Annotated in this window: 16 protein-coding genes and 1 pseudogene; 16 read left to right on the forward strand and 1 reads right to left on the reverse strand. The window is 32.1% G+C overall.

The genetic code is table 11. From position 1 onward, the window contains the following. Positions 1-20: 20 nt before the first annotated feature. The 13 genes from sprA to EAG11_RS20635 all read left to right on the forward strand — a co-directional run bounded on the left by sprA (position 21) and on the right by EAG11_RS20635 (position 16,409). Positions 21-7,247: a cell surface protein SprA gene (gene sprA / locus EAG11_RS20575; protein ID WP_129540830.1), complete on the forward strand. Its 7,227-nt coding sequence runs from the start codon at positions 21-23 to the stop codon at positions 7,245-7,247. Positions 7,248-7,334: 87 nt separating this feature from the next. After that, positions 7,335-7,715, forward strand: a complete 381-nt coding sequence (gene gcvH / locus EAG11_RS20580; RefSeq protein ID WP_129540831.1) for a glycine cleavage system protein GcvH — start codon at positions 7,335-7,337, stop codon at positions 7,713-7,715. Positions 7,716-7,734: 19 nt separating this feature from the next. After that, the gene (locus EAG11_RS20585) at positions 7,735-8,094 is read left to right on the forward strand and encodes a VanZ family protein (protein WP_230604257.1); all 360 of its coding nucleotides are present in this window, start codon (positions 7,735-7,737) and stop codon (positions 8,092-8,094) included. A 170-nt stretch (positions 8,095-8,264) separates the two neighbouring features. After that, positions 8,265-9,008 carry a deoxyribose-phosphate aldolase gene (gene deoC, locus EAG11_RS20590; protein ID WP_129540832.1) on the forward strand — a complete coding sequence of 248 codons (744 nt, stop codon included), beginning with the start codon at positions 8,265-8,267 and terminating at the stop codon, positions 9,006-9,008. Between the two features lie 19 nt (positions 9,009-9,027). Next, positions 9,028-11,151, forward strand: coding sequence for an energy transducer TonB (locus tag EAG11_RS20595; RefSeq protein ID WP_129540833.1), 2,124 nt, complete (start codon positions 9,028-9,030; stop codon positions 11,149-11,151). A 157-nt stretch (positions 11,152-11,308) separates the two neighbouring features. Then, positions 11,309-12,211 (forward strand): heme o synthase, encoded by a 903-nt coding sequence (gene cyoE / locus EAG11_RS20600; protein ID WP_129540834.1) that lies wholly within the window; start codon positions 11,309-11,311, stop codon positions 12,209-12,211. A gap of 2 nt (positions 12,212-12,213) precedes the next feature. Next, on the forward strand, positions 12,214-12,801 hold the full coding sequence (locus tag EAG11_RS20605) for a cytochrome c oxidase subunit 3 (RefSeq protein ID WP_129540835.1): 588 nt from the start codon (positions 12,214-12,216) through the stop codon (positions 12,799-12,801). A gap of 42 nt (positions 12,802-12,843) precedes the next feature. Next, entirely contained in the window at positions 12,844-13,824 is a 981-nt protein-coding gene (locus EAG11_RS20610; protein WP_129540836.1) for a cytochrome c oxidase subunit 3, read from the forward strand. Positions 13,825-13,842: 18 nt separating this feature from the next. Continuing rightward, on the forward strand, positions 13,843-14,193 hold the full coding sequence (locus tag EAG11_RS20615; protein ID WP_129540837.1) for a cytochrome C oxidase subunit IV family protein: 351 nt from the start codon (positions 13,843-13,845) through the stop codon (positions 14,191-14,193). Between the two features lie 77 nt (positions 14,194-14,270). After that, positions 14,271-14,912, forward strand: coding sequence for a hypothetical protein (locus EAG11_RS20620; RefSeq protein WP_129540838.1), 642 nt, complete (start codon positions 14,271-14,273; stop codon positions 14,910-14,912). 12 nt (positions 14,913-14,924) lie between these two features. After that, a complete protein-coding gene (locus EAG11_RS20625) occupies positions 14,925-15,614 on the forward strand; it encodes an SCO family protein (protein WP_129540839.1) in 690 nt (229 codons plus the stop codon). Positions 15,615-15,616: 2 nt separating this feature from the next. Then, on the forward strand, positions 15,617-16,156 hold the full coding sequence (locus EAG11_RS20630; protein WP_129540840.1) for a DUF420 domain-containing protein: 540 nt from the start codon (positions 15,617-15,619) through the stop codon (positions 16,154-16,156). Beyond that, a complete protein-coding gene (locus EAG11_RS20635) occupies positions 16,149-16,409 on the forward strand; it encodes a hypothetical protein (protein WP_129540841.1) in 261 nt (86 codons plus the stop codon). Before EAG11_RS20630 ends, EAG11_RS20635 begins: the two co-directional genes overlap by 8 nt. Positions 16,410-16,416: 7 nt before the next feature. Here the strand turns inward: EAG11_RS20635 and EAG11_RS20640 are convergent. After that, positions 16,417-17,825, reverse strand: a pseudogene (locus EAG11_RS20640) (DUF4403 family protein). 168 nt (positions 17,826-17,993) lie between these two features. Between EAG11_RS20640 and EAG11_RS20645 the strand changes: the two are divergent. From EAG11_RS20645 to EAG11_RS20655, 3 genes are read left to right on the forward strand one after another with little or no spacing between them, the layout of a single operon-like run. Then, a complete protein-coding gene (locus tag EAG11_RS20645; protein WP_129540842.1) occupies positions 17,994-18,695 on the forward strand; it encodes an ABC transporter ATP-binding protein in 702 nt (233 codons plus the stop codon). Next, the gene (locus EAG11_RS20650) at positions 18,688-19,932 is read left to right on the forward strand and encodes an ABC transporter permease (RefSeq protein ID WP_129540843.1); all 1,245 of its coding nucleotides are present in this window, start codon (positions 18,688-18,690) and stop codon (positions 19,930-19,932) included. The genes EAG11_RS20645 and EAG11_RS20650 overlap by 8 nt, the downstream gene beginning before the upstream one ends. A 2-nt stretch (positions 19,933-19,934) precedes the next feature. Beyond that, a complete protein-coding gene (locus tag EAG11_RS20655) occupies positions 19,935-21,206 on the forward strand; it encodes an ABC transporter permease (RefSeq protein ID WP_129540844.1) in 1,272 nt (423 codons plus the stop codon). The last annotated feature ends 21 nt before the right edge of the window (positions 21,207-21,227 follow it).

The raw sequence follows: 21,227 nt of genomic DNA on the forward strand, positions 1-21,227 counted from the left end.
CATAAAAACATTCAGGATATATGCATAAAATTTGTATTTCTTTACTGGTTTTATTTTGTGGGTTTGTATCGAATGCTCAGGTAAAAGAAGAGACTCAAGATACAACGAAAACAGGGTATTCTGTTGGTAAAATACAAATAAAAGATCCGCAAAGCATTCTTTCGGCATATACCTATGACCCTATAACAGATCGTTACATTTATACTAATACAGTAGATGGATTTTCGATTAATTACCCTATTATTTTAACGCCAGAAGAGTATGAAAGATTAATCTTAAAAGAATCTCGTAGAGAATATTTTAAGAAAAAAGTAGATGCTATTGATGGTAAAAAAGATGGGGCCGAAGATGCTAAAAAAGATTTACTTCCTAGATATTATATTAAGTCTGGACTTTTCGAATCTATTTTTGGAAGTAACACTATTGATGTAAAACCAACTGGTTCTGTTGAAATAGATTTAGGAGCTCGCTATACCAAACAAGACAATCCATCTTTTTCTCCTAGAAATAGGTCAAATCTTTCTTTCGATTTTGATCAGCGTATTAGTATGAGTTTACAAGGAAAAGTAGGTACGCGATTAAATGTAAATGCTAATTACGATACGCAGTCTACATTTGCTTTTCAAAATTTAATAAAGTTAGAATACACTCCATCCGAAGACGATATCATTCAGAAAATTGAAGTTGGTAATGTAAGTATGCCACTTAATAGTACTTTAATTAGGGGTGCACAAAGTTTATTTGGAGTAAAAGCCCAATTACAATTTGGAAAAACCACGATTACAGGTGTTTTCTCAGAACAAAAATCTCAAGCTAAAAGTGTTGTAGCCGAAGGAGGAGGAACTGTTCAGAATTTTGATTTGTACGCCTTAAACTATGATAATGACAGACACTTTTTCTTATCTCAATATTTTAGAAATAAGTACGATTCAGCATTAAGAAAATACCCTTTTATCGATAGTCGTGTTCAAATAACACGATTAGAGGTTTGGGTAACTAATAAACAAAATCGAGTTAGTACAACCAATAATAATTTAAGAAATATTATTGCACTGCAGGATTTGGGAGAAGCACAATTAGCAGGAATTCCAGATAATGAAGTTGTAGTTTTAAACCCTTCAGCAGGAATTTTTCTTAAACAAATAGGTTCACCATCAGACAATGGGAACAATAAATATGATCCTAAATTAATTTCTGTAGGATCAGGTTTATTGAATGATAAAATACGAGAAATTGTTACTTCAAATTCAGGGTTTAATACTACAGTAAATGAAGGGCAGGATTATTCAAAATTAGAAAATGCAAGAAAGTTAAATTCTAATGAATATACTTTTAATGCACAATTAGGATATGTATCGTTGCAACAACGATTGGCAAATGATGAAGTTCTGGCGGTAGCTTATGAGTACACAATGGGAGATCAAGTGTATCAGGTTGGAGAATTTGGAAACGATGGTGTAGACGCTACATTAGTAACAGGAAATAATCCTTCAAATCAAGCAATCATAACACAAAGTTTGATATTGAAGATGCTGAAGAGTAACTTGACTAATGTTAAAAATCCAGTTTGGAACTTGATGATGAAAAACATCTATCAAATTCCTGGGGCATACCAAATAAAACAGGAAGATTTTAGATTTAATATACTATATACAGATCCATCTCCTATAAATTATATTACACCAGTAAATAGTTCAACGCCATTTCCTCCAAATCCTACTCCAGATATGAGAGTAACCGATACGCCTTTGCTTAAGGTATTTGATTTGGATAAATTAAATTATAATAATGATCCTCAAGTAGGGGGTGATGGTTTTTTTGATTTCATACCAGGAATAACAATAGACGCCCAAAATGGTAGAATTATATTTACGACTAAGGAACCTTTTGGAGAACGACTATTTACTAAATTATCAAATAACGCAGGTGAAGATTATCGTAATACAAGTACATATAATCCAAATCAGAGTAAATATGTATTCCGTAATATGTATTCCAATACACAATCGGGGGCTTTACAAGATAGCGATAAAAATAAATTCTTATTAAGAGGTAAATATAAATCTACTGGAGGTGACGGGATTCCTATTGGAGCTTTTAATGTTCCTCAAGGATCAGTTGTTGTTACTGCCGCAGGTCGTGTTTTGGTTGAAGGAATTGATTATAGTGTAAATTATCAGTTAGGAAGAGTTCAAATTTTGGATCCTTCACTCCAAGCATCAAATACACCAATTGAAATTTCATTAGAGAATAATTCTATTTTCGGACAACAAACCCGAAGATTTATGGGAGTAGATATACAACATAAAATTTCTGAAAATTTTACTGTTGGAGGTACTTTCTTGCAAATGACAGAGAAACCGTTTACACAAAAATCAAGTTACGGACAAGAATCTGTAAATAACATGATTTATGGTTTCAATACAAATTTCTCTACAGAAGTTCCTTTCTTTACCCGATTGGTAAATAAATTGCCATTTATGGATACTGATGTACCTTCTAATCTTTCGATAAGAGGAGAGGTAGCTTTCTTAAAACCAGGAACTCCAAAAGCAGATAATTTTGAAGGAGAATCAACGATTTATGTAGATGACTTCGAAGGGTCGCAATCTACTATCGACATGCGTTCGGCTTATGCGTGGAGCTTGGCATCAACACCAGAAGAGAATAGCTTAAGTACGTATAATTTTAATGCAAAAAATAATGATTTAAGTTACGGTTTTAAAAGAGCAAAACTGTCATGGTATACTATTGATCCAATTTTTTATGCATCAAAACCTTCTGGAATTTCTAATGATGATTTATCATTAAATACTACTCGTAGAATTTATAGTGAAGAGTTGTATCCATTAACAGATATAGCACAAGGACAATCTCAAGTAGTGAATACGTTAGATTTAACCTATTATCCATCAGAAAGAGGGCCATATAATAATGATCTAAATTATGCATTAAATCCAAAAGATAATTTTGGGGGGATAATGCGTGCTTTGAGTTCAACAGATTTTGAACAAGGAAATGTCGAGTATATCCAATTCTGGGTATTAGACCCATTTGTGGGTGCAGGTAAGACAGATCAAAGTAATACAGGTAAGGTTTATTTTAACTTAGGTGAAATTTCTGAAGACATCTTAAAAGATGGTAGAAAACAATATGAAAACGGTTTAGGGCCAAATCAGATATTAGCAAAGCCACAACCTATATGGGGAGATGTTCCAGCATCGCAATCTTTAATTTATGCATTTGATAATAACTCTTCTAACAGAGCGAATCAAGATGTGGGGTTAGATGGTTTACCAAATGCTAAAGAAGGAACTATTTATAATAATTTTGCTTCAGAAGCAGATCCCGCAGCAGATGATTATAGATATTATTTAAATACCACGGGAGGCGTTCTAGATCGTTATAAAAATTATAATGGATTAGAAGGAAACTCAGCAGTAGATATAAATGATGCCAATAGAGCTTCGACGACACTTCCGGATGTAGAAGATATCAATAGGGATAACACTATGAATACGATTAATGCCTATTATGAGTATAGCATAGATGTTAAGCCAAATATGAAAGAAGGGCAAAATTTTGTTACAGATATAAGAAATACGCAAGTAACAATGGCAAACGGATCAGTTACTGAAGCCAGATGGATACAGTTTAAAATCCCAGTATCACAGCCTCAAAATACAATAGGTACTATATCAGATTTTAGATCAATTCGTTTCATGAGAATGTTTATGACTGGATTTGAAAGCGATGTTACAGTTCGTTTTGGAGCATTAGATTTAGTAAGAGGTGAGTGGAGAAGATATACAAATACATTAGATCCAACAGATGTTAATGTAGATGATGACAATACTACTTTTGATGTTGCGGCAGTAAATATTGAAGAGAATGGTGCTAGATGTCCAGTGAACTATGTTTCGCCTCCAGGAGTAGCACGTGAACAATTGTATAATAATAATACTATCATCAATCAAAATGAGCAGGCATTAGCATTGCGAGTTTCAGGAGGTGGATTGCAACCAAAAGATGCTAGAGCTGTATTTAAAAATGTAAGTGTTGATATGCGTCAATACAACAGATTAAAAATGTTTTTGCATGCGGAGTCATTGCCAGATGAAATAGTATTAAGAGATGGACAAATGGTAGGTTTTATCCGTTTTGGAAATGACTTTACACAAAATTTTTACCAAATTGAGATTCCTTTAAAAGTAACAATTCCAACTTCTTTGTCAGGTTCAGGTTCAGATTGTTCCCCTTTAAGCCCTGAAGTTGTTTGGCCAGCAGAAAATAATATTGATTTAGACCTGTCGCTATTAACGAAGATGAAAATTGCGGCAATGAAAATTGATCCTAATACGCTTCCGTTAGACGGAATTTATTATCCAGATGATGATATATTAAATTCAGGTGGAGATGGAGACAATAATATGCGATTGGGTATAAAAGGAAATCCTAATTTTGGATTAGTTAGGAATTTAATGGTAGGTGTTAAAAATGCCGAGCTGCACCAAAATGTTAAAGGAGAAGTGTGGTTTAATGAGTTGCGCCTTGCCGGAATGGATAATAAAGGAGGTATGGCAGCAATATTAAATATTGATACTAATTTTGCTGATTTTGCAACTGTTTCTGCAACAGGTCGAAAAAGCACTATAGGATTTGGCTCTCTAGAACAAGGACCAAATGAAAGAAGCAGAGAAGATATACAACAATATAATATTGTAACTAATTTAAATTTAGGGAAATTATTGCCACCAAAGTGGGGAATTAACCTACCTTTTAATTATGCAGTAGGTGAAGAAACAATTACGCCAGAGTACGATCCGTTTAATGAAGATATTAAGCTAAAACAATTGTTGGATGTAACTAGTAATTCAGTCGAAAGAGAAAATATAAAAAATCGCGCTATAGATTATACAAAGCGTAGAAGTATCAATTTTATAGGAGTTAGAAAAGACAGAGCGCCAGAGCAAAAACAACATATTTACGATCCCGAAAACTTTACGTTTTCACAATCGTACAATGAGGTAGAGCGTCACGATTATGAGATAAAAAGTTATGAAGATAAACAATCGAGTACAACTGTAAATTATGCATACAGTTTTCAGCCAAAAACAGTTGAGCCATTCAAGAAAACTAAATATTTTAAGAAAAGTGATTATTGGAAAATGTTGAGTGATTTCAATTTTAATTATTTACCATCAAACATCACGTTCAATACTAATATTATAAGACAATACAACCGTCAGGAGTTTAGACAAGTTGAGAATGTTGAGGGTCTTGGATTGGATCCTATGTATAGAAGGAATTTTGCTTTTAACTACCAGTATGGATTTAATTTTAACCTTACAAAATCATTAAAGATAAATTATACAGCATCATCAAATAATATTGTTAAAAATTATTTGAATGCTGATAATGAGCCTATCGATAGCTTTAGTATTTGGGATAGTTACTGGGATATTGGTACGCCAAATCAGCATATGCAACAATTGGTTTTAAACTATGAAATTCCGTTATATAAAATACCAGTATTAGGATTTTTAAAAGCGAGTTATTCTTATACTGGAGATTATTCTTGGCAACGCACATCAGAGGCATTATCAACTTTTGAAGATGATAAAGGAGGGGTGTATGATTTAGGAAATACAGTTCAAAACGCAAATTCGAATACATTTACTGCAGCGATGAATATGAATACGCTTTATAAGTATTTGGGACTTACAAAAGGAGGGGCCAAAATGACTAAAGTAAAACCAACTGTGCCAAAGCCAGGAGAAAAAGTAGTAAATACAAATCAAGCATTAGCAAAAAATAGTATGTTTCAAGATGGTTTAATGGGGATCGTAACAAGTATAAAAAACATTCAGGTTAATTATACGGTTAATAGCGGAACTGTTTTACCAGGATATACACCAAGTGTTGGATTCTTAGGTTCGTCTCGACCATCATTAGGATTTATTTTTGGAAGTCAGGATGATGTGCGTTACGAGGCAGCTAAAAACGGATGGTTAACCAATTATCAGGATTTTAATCAGAACTTTTCACAGGTAACAAATAAGATGCTAAAAGCTACGGCCAATATTGATTTATTACCAGATTTAAAAATTGATTTGAATTTTGATCGTTCTTATTCAGCTAATTTTTCAGAGCAATATGATGTTGATGCTACAGGACAGTATCATGCAAGATCGCCATACAATTATGGAATGTTTTCTATTTCGACAATTTTAATAAAGACTGCATTTTCTACTAGCAATGAAATTTCTTCATCTGCATTTGATGATTTTAGATCTAACCGTTTAGAAATTGCAAATCGTTTGGCCGAAAGTCATTATGGTTCTGGAGCTGAGATTCCGAGATATGGAGACGTAAATAATCCGATTCCTGTACTCCCGACTGATCCTAATTATGCTAAGAGAGATATTTATGTGTCAAACGAGGGTTATCCTATAGGGTATACAAAAAGTAATCAGGCAGTTTTACTTCCTTCATTCTTAGCTGCCTATTCAGGAAGTAGTGCATCAAGTAGTCCAACAGGTATTTTTAGGAATTTCCCACTTCCAAACTGGAGTATAAAGTATAATGGGTTGATGCGTTACCGATACTTTAAAGAAAACTTTAAACGTTTTTCATTACAACATAATTATAGAGCATCTTATACAATTAATCAGTATCGTTCTAATTTTAAATATGACCAAAATGTAGGGAAACAAGACCCAGATAACGATAATTTTTATAATGCAACAATCATGTCTAATGTGAACTTAGTGGAACAATTTAGTCCATTAATCAGGATGGATTTTGAGTTAAAAAGTTCTTTGAAAGTGCTTACAGAAATTAAAAAAGATAGAGCATTGTCAATGAGTTTTGATAATAATTTATTGACAGAAGTTAAAGGGATGGAATATATAATAGGTCTTGGATATCGTATTAAAGATGTGATTTTTTCGTCGACATTGGCAGATAGTCCTACAGGAATAATAAAAAGTGATATCAATATAAAAGGAGATTTGTCGTATAGAAATAACCAAACAATGGTTCGTTACTTAGATTATGATAACAATCAACTAGCTGCAGGACAAAATATTTGGTCAGTAAAGATCACGGCAGATTATTCATTTAGTAAGAACTTAACAGCTATTTTTTATTACGATCATTCTTTCTCTAAAGCAGTTATTTCGACTTTATATCCTTTAACGAATATCCGATCAGGGTTTACCATTCGATATAATTTTGGAAATTAAATTTCAGATTCAGAAGAGAATTTGATTAGAAGATTATTACATTTGCCCTATTAGAATTCAATTATCAATTATCAATAAGTATTTATTATGAATATACCAACAAATTTAAAGTACACAAAGGATCACGAATGGGTTAGCATTGAAGGTGATGTTGCAACAGTAGGAATTACTCACTTTGCACAAAAAGAATTAGGAGACATCGTTTATGTTGAAGTAGAAACTTTAGATCAAACACTTGATAAAGATGAAGTTTTTGGAACAGTTGAAGCTGTAAAAACTGTTTCAGATTTGTTCTTGCCTTTGTCTGGAGAGATTATTGCTTTTAATGAAAACTTAGAAAGTGCTCCAGAAACAGTAAATTCTGATCCTTACGGAGATGGATGGATGATTAAAATTAAAATTTCAAATACATCAGAATTAGATTCTTTATTATCTGATGAGGCTTATAAAGAATTAATAGGTGCTTAAAAAAATAATTTTTTTATGTTTGGCTTTATTCTGGACAGGAGTTATCATTTTTCTCTGTTTAACCGAATCAAGTAATATACCGGTTGTAAGTATTCCTCACATAGATAAATTAGTTCATTTTTGTTTTTATTTTGGTTTTAATTTTCTTTGGTTTTTGTATTTTAAAAAAGAATTTAAGAATGTAGATGATTTCAGACCATTATTACTCGCTTTTGTTTTTTCAACTTTTTTTGGAATTACAATTGAGATTTTACAAAGTGAATATACTTTAACAAGAAGTGCAGATATGATGGATTTTTTAGCAAATTCATTAGGAGCAACATCCGCAATAATAGCAGTGCTACTGTTTAATAAAATAGTCACTAAAATAGTAAATTAAATAAAATCCCACTTCAGTGGGATTTTTTGTTTTTAGGCTTTATTGATTGTTCGTTATAAAGATTTTGTTGTGTATAAACACGATTAAAAGTAGTTTTTAATTGGAGACTTGTCTCAATATAAAGCGTATTTTTGTTAATCAAGATTTAATGCAATTAATTTATTATTACTATGAATATTAGACAATACTTAGACTCAACATATTTAAAAACTGCTACTCAAGCAAATTTGAGCGAAGCCGAAAACACACAAATAGTTAAGAATATAATTATAGAAGCAATAGCAGAACAATTTAAATTAATAATGATTCGTCCTGACAAAGTAAGTTTAGCTAAACAAATAATTTCTGAGGCTAAATCGAATCTTTTAATAGGTACTGTAATTGATTTTCCTGAAGGAAAATCAAGTCTAGAAGAAAAGCTTGCAGAAGCAAGTAAAGCAATACAAGACGGAGCAAATGAATTGGATTTTGTGTGTAATTATGAGGCATTCAAAAATGGAGAAATTGATTTGGTTAAAAACGAAATTTTGCAGTGTACATTATTAGGACTAACTAATAATAAAGTTGTAAAATGGATTATCGAAGTTGCTGCACTCAATGATAAAGAAATTATACAATTATCAGCACTCATTAAAAATATAGTCATTCAGAATTTTGAAGAGAATGAATATTCTTCTGTTTTTGTAAAATCGTCGACAGGTTTTTATAAAACAGAAAACAACATGCCAAATGGCGCAACTATTCCGTCAATTCTTATGATGCTTGAAAATGCTTCACCGTTGCCTGTAAAAGCCGCAGGCGGGGTAAGAACATATGAAGAAGCTGTAGAAATGATTAAGCTTGGTGTAAAACGTATAGGAACATCAAATGCTAAAGCAATAGCTGACAGAGAAATTTCGAAAAATGAGTACTAATTTCACAACGTAAAACTATATGAATAAAGGATCCTTAACTTTTTTTATAGCATTATTCTCTCTATTAGGTTTTTCTCAGGTAACAAATAGTATAAAGGTAAACTCTAATTTTCCTTCGGAGGAGTTTCCGATTTTTCCAACTTGTGAAAGTTCAAAGGCGAAAGCCTTAGAAAAATGTTTTTATGATCAAGTTCAGGATCTAGTATTTAATAATTTTCAAGTTCCACCAACTTTAAGACAGAATAATTATTCTGGAGATGTTAAGGTGCTTTTTGAAGTTGATAAAAATGGTGAGTTCAAAGTAATTTATGTTAATGCAAATAATGATGAATTAGTTAAGGAAACCAAGCGTTTATTTGCTACACTCCCTAAAATCAAGCCTGCTACTTATAATGGGAGAGCTACGTATTCAAAATATACAATCGTAATTAATATACCATTAAAATCTACTGGTCAAATTTTGGAAGAGGCCCTCGCTAATGCTAAAATTATTAAACCTGCAGCTAAACCATTGACAGAGTTAGATAGCATTGTTTATAAAAAGTATACGAATCCTGAGTTTGAAAGTCAGTTAAATATTCCATTTTCTCATAGTTATTATGCTCAATTTGATGGCGCCTTGAATAAAGTAGGGAGTAATAATCATACAGGTTCAAAACCATATACTTATGCTGAAGTATCTAAGTATTATAATCTCAAAGCAGTAAATGAATCGCTTAAAAAGAATGTTTCAACTTGGTTTGGACGTAAACTTTGGAATGAAAGTTTAGTTGAAGTCGAGGGAGAAGGGTATTGGTTTACATTAAATGCTATAATGGACTTGCAATTAGGTAAAGATACAAAAAGTGATATTTCTCACACTTATGTAAATACCCGAGCATTAAATTTTAGAGGAGGATTGGGTAAACAACTTAATTTTACTACAACTGTTTTTGAAAGTCAAGGAAGATTTGCAGATTATTATAATAGTTATGCGCAATCTATAAAGCCTTCAGGGGGAAATCCTGGGGTTGTTCCGGGAATTGGAATAGGTAAGGAGTTTAAAACAAATGGTTTTGATTTTCCTTCAGCCGAAGCAAATTTGACTTATACACCAAGTAAGTTTTTTAATTTTCAATTGGGCTATGGAAGAAATTTTATAGGAGACGGATATCGTTCTTTATTAGAAAGTGATGGGGCAAGTCCATATCCGTATTTTAAAATGAATACAACCTTTTGGAAGATAAAATATACAAATACGTATATGTTTCTTAAAGATATCCGAGAAGAAGCAACAGTTGATAAAACATATGCCAGTAAATTCATGGCGAATCATTATTTAAGTTTGAATGTTACAAATAGACTAAACTTAGGCTTTTTCGAATCTGTAGTTTGGACCAATAGTAACGATAGGGGATTTGATGTGGCTTTCGCTAATCCAATTATTTTTTATAGATCAGTAGAATTTGCTTCCTCGGCTAAAAGTGGTAATGCTTTACTTGGTTTAACGGCAAAATACAAATGGAATGATCAAATAAATTTCTATGGACAATTTCTTTTAGATGAATTCTCAGTTAGCGATATGAAAAGTGGAGAAAAAAGCTGGAAGAATAAATTTGGATATCAGTTAGGAGCTAAATATTATAATGCTTTTCAAATTCCAAATTTATTAGTGCAGTTAGAGTATAATCATGTGCGTCCATATGTATATTCGCATAGTGCAGTTATTACAAATTATGGGCATAATAATCAAAGTGTTGGACATCAGTGGGGTGGTAATTTCAGTGAGCTTATTGCAATAGCACGATATCATAAAGGAAGGTATTTTGCAGATGCAAAAATTACTACAGGTAAGAGAGGTTTGGATTTTGATACAACAGAGGATTCATTTAACTATGGGGCGAATATCTATAAAAGCTATGATAGTAAAAGGCCTTATAATACTGGTGTGAAAGTTGGACAAGGAAATAAAACAGCAGTTTTTATTACTGATATACAGGCTGGGTATTTGGTAAATCCAGCAACTAATTTGAAATTATTCGGAAGTTTGATTTATAGAAGTTTCGATCCTACTAAAGACACTGAGGTTACTTTTAAGCAAAGTACAACTTGGTTTACTTTCGGATTAAGAGCAGATGTCTTTAATTGGTATTTTGATTATTGAAATATTTAGTAAGATTTTTTGCAAATGATTCGCTTTTATGGTGAATTTGAGGTGTATTTGATTGCTCTATTTAAAAAAATGTAATTTTATCATCCTAAATTCTGCAATCTAATTTGTACATTTGCACCAGTTTTGGAAAAACAAAAATAACAACGCATTGGACGCAACACAAAATTCACTTTCACTCAAATCTATATTTAATGATTTCAAAGAAATCACAAAAGCAGGACTCGCTGTTAGTGTTTTGTTTTCTTCAATAGCAGGTTATTTACTTGGTTTTGATGATAAACATCCTTTTCAATGGACCGTACTTCTAGTTTTAGCAATTGGAGGATATTGTATGGTAGGAGCTTCAAACGCTTTTAATCAAGTTATTGAGAAAGATTTGGATGCCTTAATGGATAGAACAAAGAATCGACCAGTTCCTTCTGGGAGAATGTCTTCAAGAGTAGCTTTGATTGTAGCAAGTTTACTAACAATTATAGGGTTAACTTTACTTTATACAATCAATCCTAAAACAGCAATGTTTGGTGCGATTTCTATATTTTTATATACCAGTGTTTATACACCTTTAAAAACGGTAACATCATTGTCGGTTTTTGTTGGGGCTTTTCCTGGCGCAATACCATTTATGTTAGGATGGGTTGCTGCTACAGGAGAATTTGGTATAGAAGCAGGGACACTTTTTTTAATTCAGTTTTTCTGGCAGTTTCCTCATTTTTGGGCTATTGGCTGGTTTTTATATGAGGATTATGAAAAAGCAGGGTTTTTTATGCTTCCTACAGGGAAAAAAGATAAAGGAACTGCATTACAGGTTATTTTATACACAGTATGGCTTATAGTGGCTTCACTTTTACCAGCTTTAGGATATACAGGTAAATTGTTTATTACACCAATAGCGGCGGTTTTAGTGTTTCTGTTGGGGATTTGGATGTTGATTTATGCAGTTCGTTTGTATAAGTTAAGAACAGCCAAGGCAGCAAGGACATTGATGTTGGTAAGTGTTTCTTATATCACCTTGTTACAGTTGATTTATATATTTGATAAATTTTTGAGATAATTATGGAAATGACAATGACAGCAGATGAATATAGAGCAAGGAGCGCTAAGTCATCTAAATTAATTTTATTGTTCGCAATGGTTAGTATGACCATGATGTTTGCAGGACTTACAAGTGCTTTTGTGGTTAGTAAGTCAAGAACCGATTGGTTGAAGGATTTTCAATTGCCACCAGCATTTTTTTATAGTACTTTGGTAATTATTGGGTGTAGTGTTACTTTTCACTTAGCCAAAAATGCAATGCAAAAGGATAATAGAAAAGCAACAACTAATTTACTTTTGACTACTTTAGCATTAGGAATCTTATTTGTGGTTTTACAATTTGTAGGTTTTGGACAAATAGTAGCAAATGGCTATTATTTTACAGGAGCTGAGAGTACAATAACTACAACTTTCTTGTATGTTGTAACGGTTACACACTTATTTCACTTAGCTGGAGGGATCATTTCTCTCTTAGTTATTATTTATAATCATTTTAAACAGAAATACAATTCGACTCAAACTCTTGGAATAGAACTAGGTGCAATGTACTGGCACTTTCTTGATTTCTTGTGGGTCTATTTATTTTTATTTTTATATTTCTTTAAATAAGAAAAAAACGTAAATTTGGGAACTTTTTAACGAATATCTTTTATGGAAGCGACAGTTACTACTGCAAATAACGAAGAAAAAACTTGGGGAGGCGGCAATGAGCCATTAGGGGCAAGTTATGGTAAAATGATGATGTGGTATTTTATCGTATCGGATGCCTTAACGTTCTCTGGATTTCTAGCAGCTTACGGTTTTTCTAGATTTAAATTTATTGAAACTTGGCCACTGGCTGATGAAGTGTTTAATCACTTCCCTTTTATGCATGGTGTATCTGCACCTATGTACTATGTCGCATTAATGACATTTATTTTGATTTTTTCATCTGTAACAATGGTTTTGGCTGTTGATGCTGGACATCAAATGAAGAAAAACAAAGTTGCAGTATATATGTTTTTAACTATTATTGGAGGTTTGATTTTCGTTGGATCACAAGCATGGGAGTGGAAAAACTTTATCAAAGGAGAATACGGAGCTATTGAAACAAAAGGAGGAAGTTTACTTCAGTTTGTAGATAAAGACGGAAAACGAGTTGCCCTTGCAGATTTTGCAGTAAAATTACCAGAAGGAAGAGAAGCATTGACTAGAGACAAAGGTAAATGGTTTATGAGCGATGCTGAAACATTGCCTTCATATTCAGTAGCCGAAGTACAAGCAGGTTTCAAAGCACATCCTGAATTGTTAATAAGAACGGAAAAGCTTACAGAGAAAAAGCAAAAAACTATTCTAACTAGAGAAGAGTCAGAGTCAAGATTAAGCCAAGCGCATTATGTTGTAGAAGGTGCTAATTTGACAAGAAACGAATACGGAAATAAATTATTTGCAGATTTCTTCTTCTTTATTACAGGTTTTCACGGTTTTCACGTGATCTCAGGAATTATTATCAATATCATTATCTTTTTTAATGTATTGTTAGGTACTTATGAAAAAAGAAAAAGCTATGAAATGGTAGAGAAAGTTGGTTTATACTGGCACTTTGTCGATTTAGTTTGGGTATTTGTATTTACGGTTTTCTACTTAGTTTAATTTTAGATTTATATTATTATGTCACACGAATATGTATCACATACAAAAAGAATCTGGTTTGTTTTTGCACTTTTATCAATTGTAACAACAGTGGAGGTTATCCTTGGTATTTACAAGCCGGGAGTATTAGAGTTTAATCATTTTATTGGTTTGAACTTATTAAATTGGATATTTTATATTCTAACAATATATAAAGCTTATTATATAGTTTGGGCATTTATGCATATGGAAGGTGAATCAAGTGGCCTAAGATGGTCAGTTGTTTCAACGGTTATTTTCCTAGTTTTGTATTTATTGTTTATTCTTTTGACAGAAGGACATTATATTTTTGGGGTTTTTAAAGATTCTACCATTAAATGGAATTTTTAACATGATATTAATTCAAAAAGAGGGTACGCATTGCGTACCTTTTTTTATTTTTGTACTTTAATTTTTTCCCTTGTATAATGAAAAAAAATATAGTTCTTTTTGTTCTCTTCGTTTTGCCTATAGTTGCTTATCTTTTTTTTGCATCTGGCGTGAATGGCTTTACTAAACTGCCTGTTGTAACACCTAAAATTGCCAACTTAGGAGATTGGAAATCTTTAAGAGGTGAAAAAGTTGGTTTGGATAATAAAATTACAATACTCGGTTTTTCAGGATCAGAAATTTTAAAAAATCGTGGTAATTATTTTAATCTAAATGAAAAAGTTTATCAACGTTATCATGGTTTCAAAGATTTACAATTTGTTGTAATTTGTCCATTAGGAACAGAAGAAGATACGCGTAAAGTTATAGATGCTTTAGCAGATTTTACTGATGTGTCACAATGGCATTTTGTTTTTGCTTCACCATCAGAAATAACTGCTTATTATGATCAATTGCATTTGGTTGGAAAATTAGATCAGCATCTAGGAACACCTAATGTATTTATCGTTGATAAAGAACGTAATTTAAGAGGGCGAAAAGACAAAGACAATTATAAAGAAGGATATAATACTTTTCATCCTTCTGAGTTAAGCAATGAAATGTTGGATGATTTTAAGATTATCCTATACGAATATCGTGCTGCTCTTAAGAAAAATCATAATGCAACAAAACAACTTTAAAATTATATTATCATGTTTAAGAACAAATCATATATCGGTATTTCATTTATAGTATTGATTTTTGGTATTTATGCGATACCTAAAATTATAGACAGGGTTAAAAATGATTCAGTCGTAAAAGGAAGCCGTTTAGATAGTGTTAATGGGAAAAACGTTAAGGACGATGGGAAATTAGTAAAAATTGGCCCAGCTCCTAAATTTGAATTAACCAATCAGGATAATGTTACAATATCAAATGAAACTTATAAAGGAAAAGTTTATGTTTTAGAATTTTTCTTTACAACCTGTCCTTCTATTTGTCCTAAGATGAATTTAAGTATGTTAGAAATAGAAAAGAAGTTTTTTGGGAATCCAAATTTTGGGATTGTCTCAATAACAATTGATCCTGCTCACGATACGCCTCAGGTTTTAAAAGATCATGCTAAAATGTTAGGAGTTAAGTCATCTAACTGGAACTTTTTGACTGGTGATAAAAATGTTATTTTAGATTTATCTAATAAAGGATTTAATTTGTACGCAGGTGCAAATAGTAAGGTAAGTGGTGGTTTTGAGCATTCTGGTTTATTTGCTTTAATAGATAAAAATGGAGACATTCGTTGTCGAAAAGATGAATTTGGAAACCCAATACTTTACTATGATGGATTGGATAAAAAAGGAGTTAGAGACATACAACAAGATATAAATATATTATTAGAAGAATAAAAATGGAGGATAATTCATTAGAAAAAAAATACAACAAGTATATTGTGCTTGTTTCAATTGTAATTCCAGTTGTAGTAGCTATTTTGTTTGGGGTTAAATTAAAAGATTTTGGGTATAATGTAGAACCACTTAATTTTTTGCCACCTATTTATGCTACAATAAATGGAATTACTGCTTTGGTTTTGATTATTGCAGTAATGGCTATTAAAAAAGGGAATCGAAAGCTACACGAGCGTTTGATGACTACAGCAATAGCTCTTTCGTTGGCTTTTCTTGTAATGTATATTGCGTATCACATGACGTCAGATTCCACTAAATTTGGTGGAGAAGGAGCAATTCGATATGTTTATTTTTTTATTTTAATCTCGCATATTTTATTGTCAATTGCAATCGTTCCTTTGGTTTTGATAACTTATGTTCGTGCAATTGCGAAAAATTTTGAAAATCATAAAAAAATTGCAAGAATTACATTTCCGCTTTGGTTATACGTTGCTATAACTGGAGTGATTGTTTATTTAATGATTTCCCCTTATTATGCTTAATACAAACAACAAGAAACGTTCTGTTTCTAGGCTGACAAAGATTAGTTTCTTATTGGTTATTTTTTTCTTTAATTTATCTGCTAGTGCACAATGTGCTATGTGTCGAGCTGCCTTAGGTGGTGATGAAAATACTAAGCAGGCCGAAGCAGTAAACGATGGAATTGTTTATCTAATGGTAGTTCCTTATTTGCTAGTTGCTGTTATTGGTTACTTGATTTATAGAATGTATCAATCTAAAAAGAAAAGCGCGTAAGCTAGATTTATTTCAATCCGTTTACGGAGACATTTACAGTTCCATTAACTTTTATAAAAGCAATAATGGCCTGATTTGTTAATTCTATCTTTTGAAATTCGATATCTTCCATTTTTCCATTTACAAAAACACCAGGCATAGGAGAGTAGTTTTTAAGATAAGTTAGCATGCTTTTCTTACCTTCTTCTAAGTTTGGTTGTATCGAGTAACGGCAACTTTCTTCCATTTTCTTTAAGATGTAACCTTGCATAAGCCAGTTCGCAGTGCGGGTTAGTTTACTTTTTGTGTCAAGAACATAGTCAAGTTTGTCAAAATAAAGTTCTTTAGTTTGTTGATTATATTTCGGGAAACCGTTTAAATATAATGTTCCGTTTACTGCTCCTAAAACATCTAAAGCAATAATCATTTTCCCTTCTTTGTGCCAGATTTCAACGTTTTTTACGGTGATTTTTTTACTTCCAGAACCAAATTCTTGTCCAGCAAAATTTTTAGTCATGATTTTAGAAGCATCTTTATAGCTCGAAATGGCAGCGATATTAGCTGTGATTTGTTTAGGGATTTTTGTAACTGGTTTTAAAACAATTTTGGAAGCATTGAATTTACTCTCAGGTTGTTTACCAACTATTGTTTCCATGTTGCATTTCATGCCCATTTCTAATAAAAAGAATCGTTTTTAAGTACCGCATCGGTAGAGTATATTTCTATAGGGACAATTCTAAGCCAGCTTTCATATTCTTCATTCATTTGAAAAGGAGTACATATTTTTTCTAAAGCAGCTAAAACATTAGGTTTGAAATCCATTGATTTTTCGATTGCTGCATCGATACTTTTTTCTATTTTTGATTTGAAAATTGAAACAGCTGGATTTATAAGATAAGTTACAGGCATGTTTTTTCCAAAAACACTCATTGTTGGGCTCTCATTCCAATCTAATGATTTTAATTCCGTTTTAGTGTTAAGTTTCCAGTTGGTTAATCCTACTGAACTGTTTAATGTAATTACTCCATTTAAATTAAATTCTCTTGTGTCGTATAATTCAACACCTAGACGTTTAGTTCCTATTCGGTACTTTACGAGCGCTTTTAGTGGTAAAATGGTTTTTATTTTTTTTCCAGGATTACTAGGATCAGTCTCGATTTTTATAGGAGCCAACTTCCATATTTTGATTTCGATATCGTCATCTTCAATGTTATTGTCTTCGTAAATTAAGCCATTAAGAATAGTATTAGTTTGGTTTTCAATATCCTTTAGTTTTATAGTAATAGGTAAATTAATAAATGATGGAGCATTGTCATATAGTAATGGACTGGCATCATCGGGTTCAGGTTTTAGTGTTGCTAATTTTTGAGAAGAAGAGCAGCTTGTTATGAATAACGTAACCATTGAAAGTGCTAGAAACGAGAATAATTTCTTCATTATTTTTTTTTAAGATACAAAATTAAGAAAACAAATATATTTTAAGATTAAAGTGTAACATTTTGATGAGAATTTAGTCTTATTGATATAATAGGTTAAAGCTATTAACATTTTATTGTAGTAAATTGCTAGGCGAAATAGGTATTATTGTTTTAAAATTAACAAACCATGATTGAAATTAAAGACTTACATAAATCCTATAAAATGGGAAAATCTGAATTGCATGTTTTAAAAGGGATTAATTTCAATATAAAAGAGGGAGAATTGGTTGCTATTATGGGGTCTTCTGGTTCTGGAAAATCAACATTACTTAATATTTTAGGAATATTGGATGAAGCAGATTCTGGAGAATATATATTAGATAATGTACCGATTAAAAATTTGAATGAAACTATAGCGTCTAGATATCGAAATAAGTTTTTAGGTTTTGTATTTCAATCTTTTAATTTGATTAATTATAAAACGGCTTTAGATAACGTCGCTATGCCTTTATATTATCAAGGAGTAAAAAGGAAAGAACGTTACGAGATTGCATTGAATTATTTAAAAAAAGTAGGTTTAGATTCGCATTCTCACCATTTGCCAAGTGAGCTTTCTGGTGGGCAAAAACAACGTGTAGCGATTGCTAGAGCATTAGCATCTAATCCAAAAGTTTTATTAGCAGATGAGCCTACGGGGGCCTTAGATACAAAGACTTCTTATGAAGTAATGGAATTGATTCAAGGAATTAACGACGAAGGAAAAACAATCTTGATCGTAACCCACGAACCAGATATTGCAGCAATGTGTAAGAGAAATGTAGTCTTAAAAGACGGACTAATTATCGATGATAAATACGTAGAACAAGTTAGAGCATCAGCTTATGTTTAATATTGAGCGTTGGCAAGAAATATTTGAGGCAATTGCTAAAAATAAATTAAGAACCTTTCTTACAGGTATCTCTGTGGCATCGGGGATATTTATATTAGTCATTCTTCTTGGAGCAGGTAAAGGCCTTCAAAACGGAATCGAAAAACAATTCGAGCGTGATGCCGAAGGTATTATAGAGGTTTGGTCTGGTACTACTACAAAACAATATAAAGGACTAAATCCTGGGAGACAAATTCAGTTTAGAAATAGTGATTACTCACAATCAATTCAAAAATTTGAGGATAAATTAGATAAACGTGCATCAACTTATAACTTTTGGGGAGCTTCAGTGAGTTATGGAAAAGAATCTTCAACGTATCAATTTAGAGGAGTAGATCCTGACTATTTAGGGATTGAAAATGGTACAGTTGTTATGGGGAGATTCATAAATAACAAAGATTTAGCTAATTATGAAAAAGTAGCCGTTATCGGAATGAAAGTAAAAACGGACTTGTTTAAAGATAAAGATCCGCTTGGTGAACAAATAGCAATTAATAATATCAATTTTAAAGTTGTTGGTGTTTTTACAGATCCAGCTGGCGAAAGAGAAGAGACAAGAGTTTATTTACCAATGACAACAACACAAAGAGCATATGGAGTTGGAGATAAAGTGAGTAATTTGTTTTTTACTTTAAATAAAAAAGCTACTTATGAAGAAGCTTTGGCCGAATCTGAAAAATTTAGTGCAGACTTAAAAGCGCTTTTGAAGAGTAAAAATATTGTAGCTCCAGATGATGATAGTGGTATTGGTTTGTACAATTCAGTTAAAGATGCAAAACAGGTATATGATTTAAATCTTTACATCAGATTGTTTTTTTGGTGGGTAGGAATTTGTACGATTATAGCAGGTGTTGTAGGAGTTAGTAATATTATGCTAATTATTGTAAAAGAAAGAACTAAAGAAATTGGTATAAGAAAAGCACTTGGAGCTTCTCCAATTTCTATTATTGGAATGATATTACATGAATCTATTTTTATTACTACAATTGCAGGTTTTATTGGCTTGCTAGCAAGTTTGTTATTGCTAGAGGTAGTAGGTCCAATGATAAAAAGTGAATTCTTTTTAAATCCTGAAGTTGATTTTAGTGTGGCATTGACCACTCTTGTTTTACTTGTTTTTGCGGGAGCAATGGCTGGTTTTTTTCCAGCATACAGAGCAGCAAAAATAAAACCTATTGTAGCACTTAGAGACGAATAATTATGTTTGATAGAGATAATTGGGAAGAAATTTTAGAAGCTTTAACTGCTAATGTATTTAGAACAGTACTTACAGCCTTTGGTGTGTTTTGGGGGATATTTATTTTAGTAATATTGCTCGCAGCAGGAAATGGTTTGGAGAATGGAGTTAAAAAAGGATTTGATGGAATCGCAACGAATACAATGTTTATGTGGAGTCAAACCACATCAAAAGCATATAAAGGATTGCCTAAAACCCGTCGTTATGATTTTAAGAATAGTGATGTAATGGCTTTAAAAGAAGCTTTGCCTGATTTGCTATATGTTTCACCTCGAAATCAATTAGGAGATTCTAATAATGGGACTAATAATGTGGTTCGTGGTACCAAAACATCTGCTTTTACTGTATATGGAGATTATCCAGAGCTTATTAAGCAACAACCAATGGATATCATAAAAGGGCGTTTCGTAAACCAACAAGATATTAAGCATAATAGAAAGGTTGCTGTTATCGGAAAAGGAGTTATAAGTGGACTTTATGATAAAAATGAAGATCCTATTGGAACTTACATTAAAGTAAACGGGATAAATTTTATGGTTGTTGGGGTGTATTATTCCAAGAATCAAAATAATGGAGGGGCAGAAGCAGAGCAAAAGAACATATTTGTTCCTTTTACAACATTTCAGCAAGTGTTTAATTATGGAGACAAGGTGGGTTGGATGGCAATTACAGCAAATGATAAAACTTCTATAACAGATTTAAAACCTAAAATTATAGAGATAATAAAGGAAAGACATTCAGTTAATCCTAAAGATGATAGAGCAGTAGGGAATTTTGATTTGTTTGAACGATTTAACCAAGTACAAGGATTGTTCACAATCTTAACATTTATTGCTTATTTCGTGGGGACATTGGTTTTGATTTCTGGAGTTATTGGAATTTCTAATATTATGCTTATTGTAGTGAAGGAGAGAACTAAAGAAATAGGAATTCGAAGAGCGTTGGGAGCGACTCCTGGGGCAATACGAAGACAGATACTTTCAGAATCAATATTCTTAACAATTATTTCGGGTATGTTAGGTATTGCAGTTGCTACAGGAGTTATAGCAATACTCAATATGGTGCTGGCTTCGATGCCTGCAGATGGTGATACAATGTTTGCTAATCCGACTGTAGATTTAGGAGTCGTATTTGTAGCGTTATTAATTTTAGTAGGATCAGGTTTGCTGGCAGGATTTATTCCGGCTCAAACAGCAATAAACGTAAAGCCTGTAGATGCCTTACGAGCAGAATAAATTATCAATCAATAAAATAAT

Origin of the sequence: Flavobacterium sp. 140616W15 (genome assembly GCF_003668995.1) — a bacterium.
GTDB lineage: Bacteria > Bacteroidota > Bacteroidia > Flavobacteriales > Flavobacteriaceae > Flavobacterium.

Coding starts and splice junctions, on each gene's coding strand:
- sprA (WP_129540830.1), top strand. CDS start 21: ATGCATAAAATTTGTATTTCTTTACTGGTTTTATTTTGTGGGTTTGTA.
- gcvH (WP_129540831.1), top strand. CDS start 7,335: ATGAATATACCAACAAATTTAAAGTACACAAAGGATCACGAATGGGTT.
- deoC (WP_129540832.1), top strand. CDS start 8,265: ATGAATATTAGACAATACTTAGACTCAACATATTTAAAAACTGCTACT.
- EAG11_RS20595 (WP_129540833.1), top strand. CDS start 9,028: ATGAATAAAGGATCCTTAACTTTTTTTATAGCATTATTCTCTCTATTA.
- EAG11_RS20605 (WP_129540835.1), top strand. CDS start 12,214: ATGGAAATGACAATGACAGCAGATGAATATAGAGCAAGGAGCGCTAAG.
- EAG11_RS20610 (WP_129540836.1), top strand. CDS start 12,844: ATGGAAGCGACAGTTACTACTGCAAATAACGAAGAAAAAACTTGGGGA.
- EAG11_RS20615 (WP_129540837.1), top strand. CDS start 13,843: ATGTCACACGAATATGTATCACATACAAAAAGAATCTGGTTTGTTTTT.
- EAG11_RS20620 (WP_129540838.1), top strand. CDS start 14,271: ATGAAAAAAAATATAGTTCTTTTTGTTCTCTTCGTTTTGCCTATAGTT.
- EAG11_RS20625 (WP_129540839.1), top strand. CDS start 14,925: ATGTTTAAGAACAAATCATATATCGGTATTTCATTTATAGTATTGATT.
- EAG11_RS20630 (WP_129540840.1), top strand. CDS start 15,617: ATGGAGGATAATTCATTAGAAAAAAAATACAACAAGTATATTGTGCTT.
- EAG11_RS20635 (WP_129540841.1), top strand. CDS start 16,149: ATGCTTAATACAAACAACAAGAAACGTTCTGTTTCTAGGCTGACAAAG.
- EAG11_RS20645 (WP_129540842.1), top strand. CDS start 17,994: ATGATTGAAATTAAAGACTTACATAAATCCTATAAAATGGGAAAATCT.
- EAG11_RS20650 (WP_129540843.1), top strand. CDS start 18,688: ATGTTTAATATTGAGCGTTGGCAAGAAATATTTGAGGCAATTGCTAAA.
- EAG11_RS20655 (WP_129540844.1), top strand. CDS start 19,935: ATGTTTGATAGAGATAATTGGGAAGAAATTTTAGAAGCTTTAACTGCT.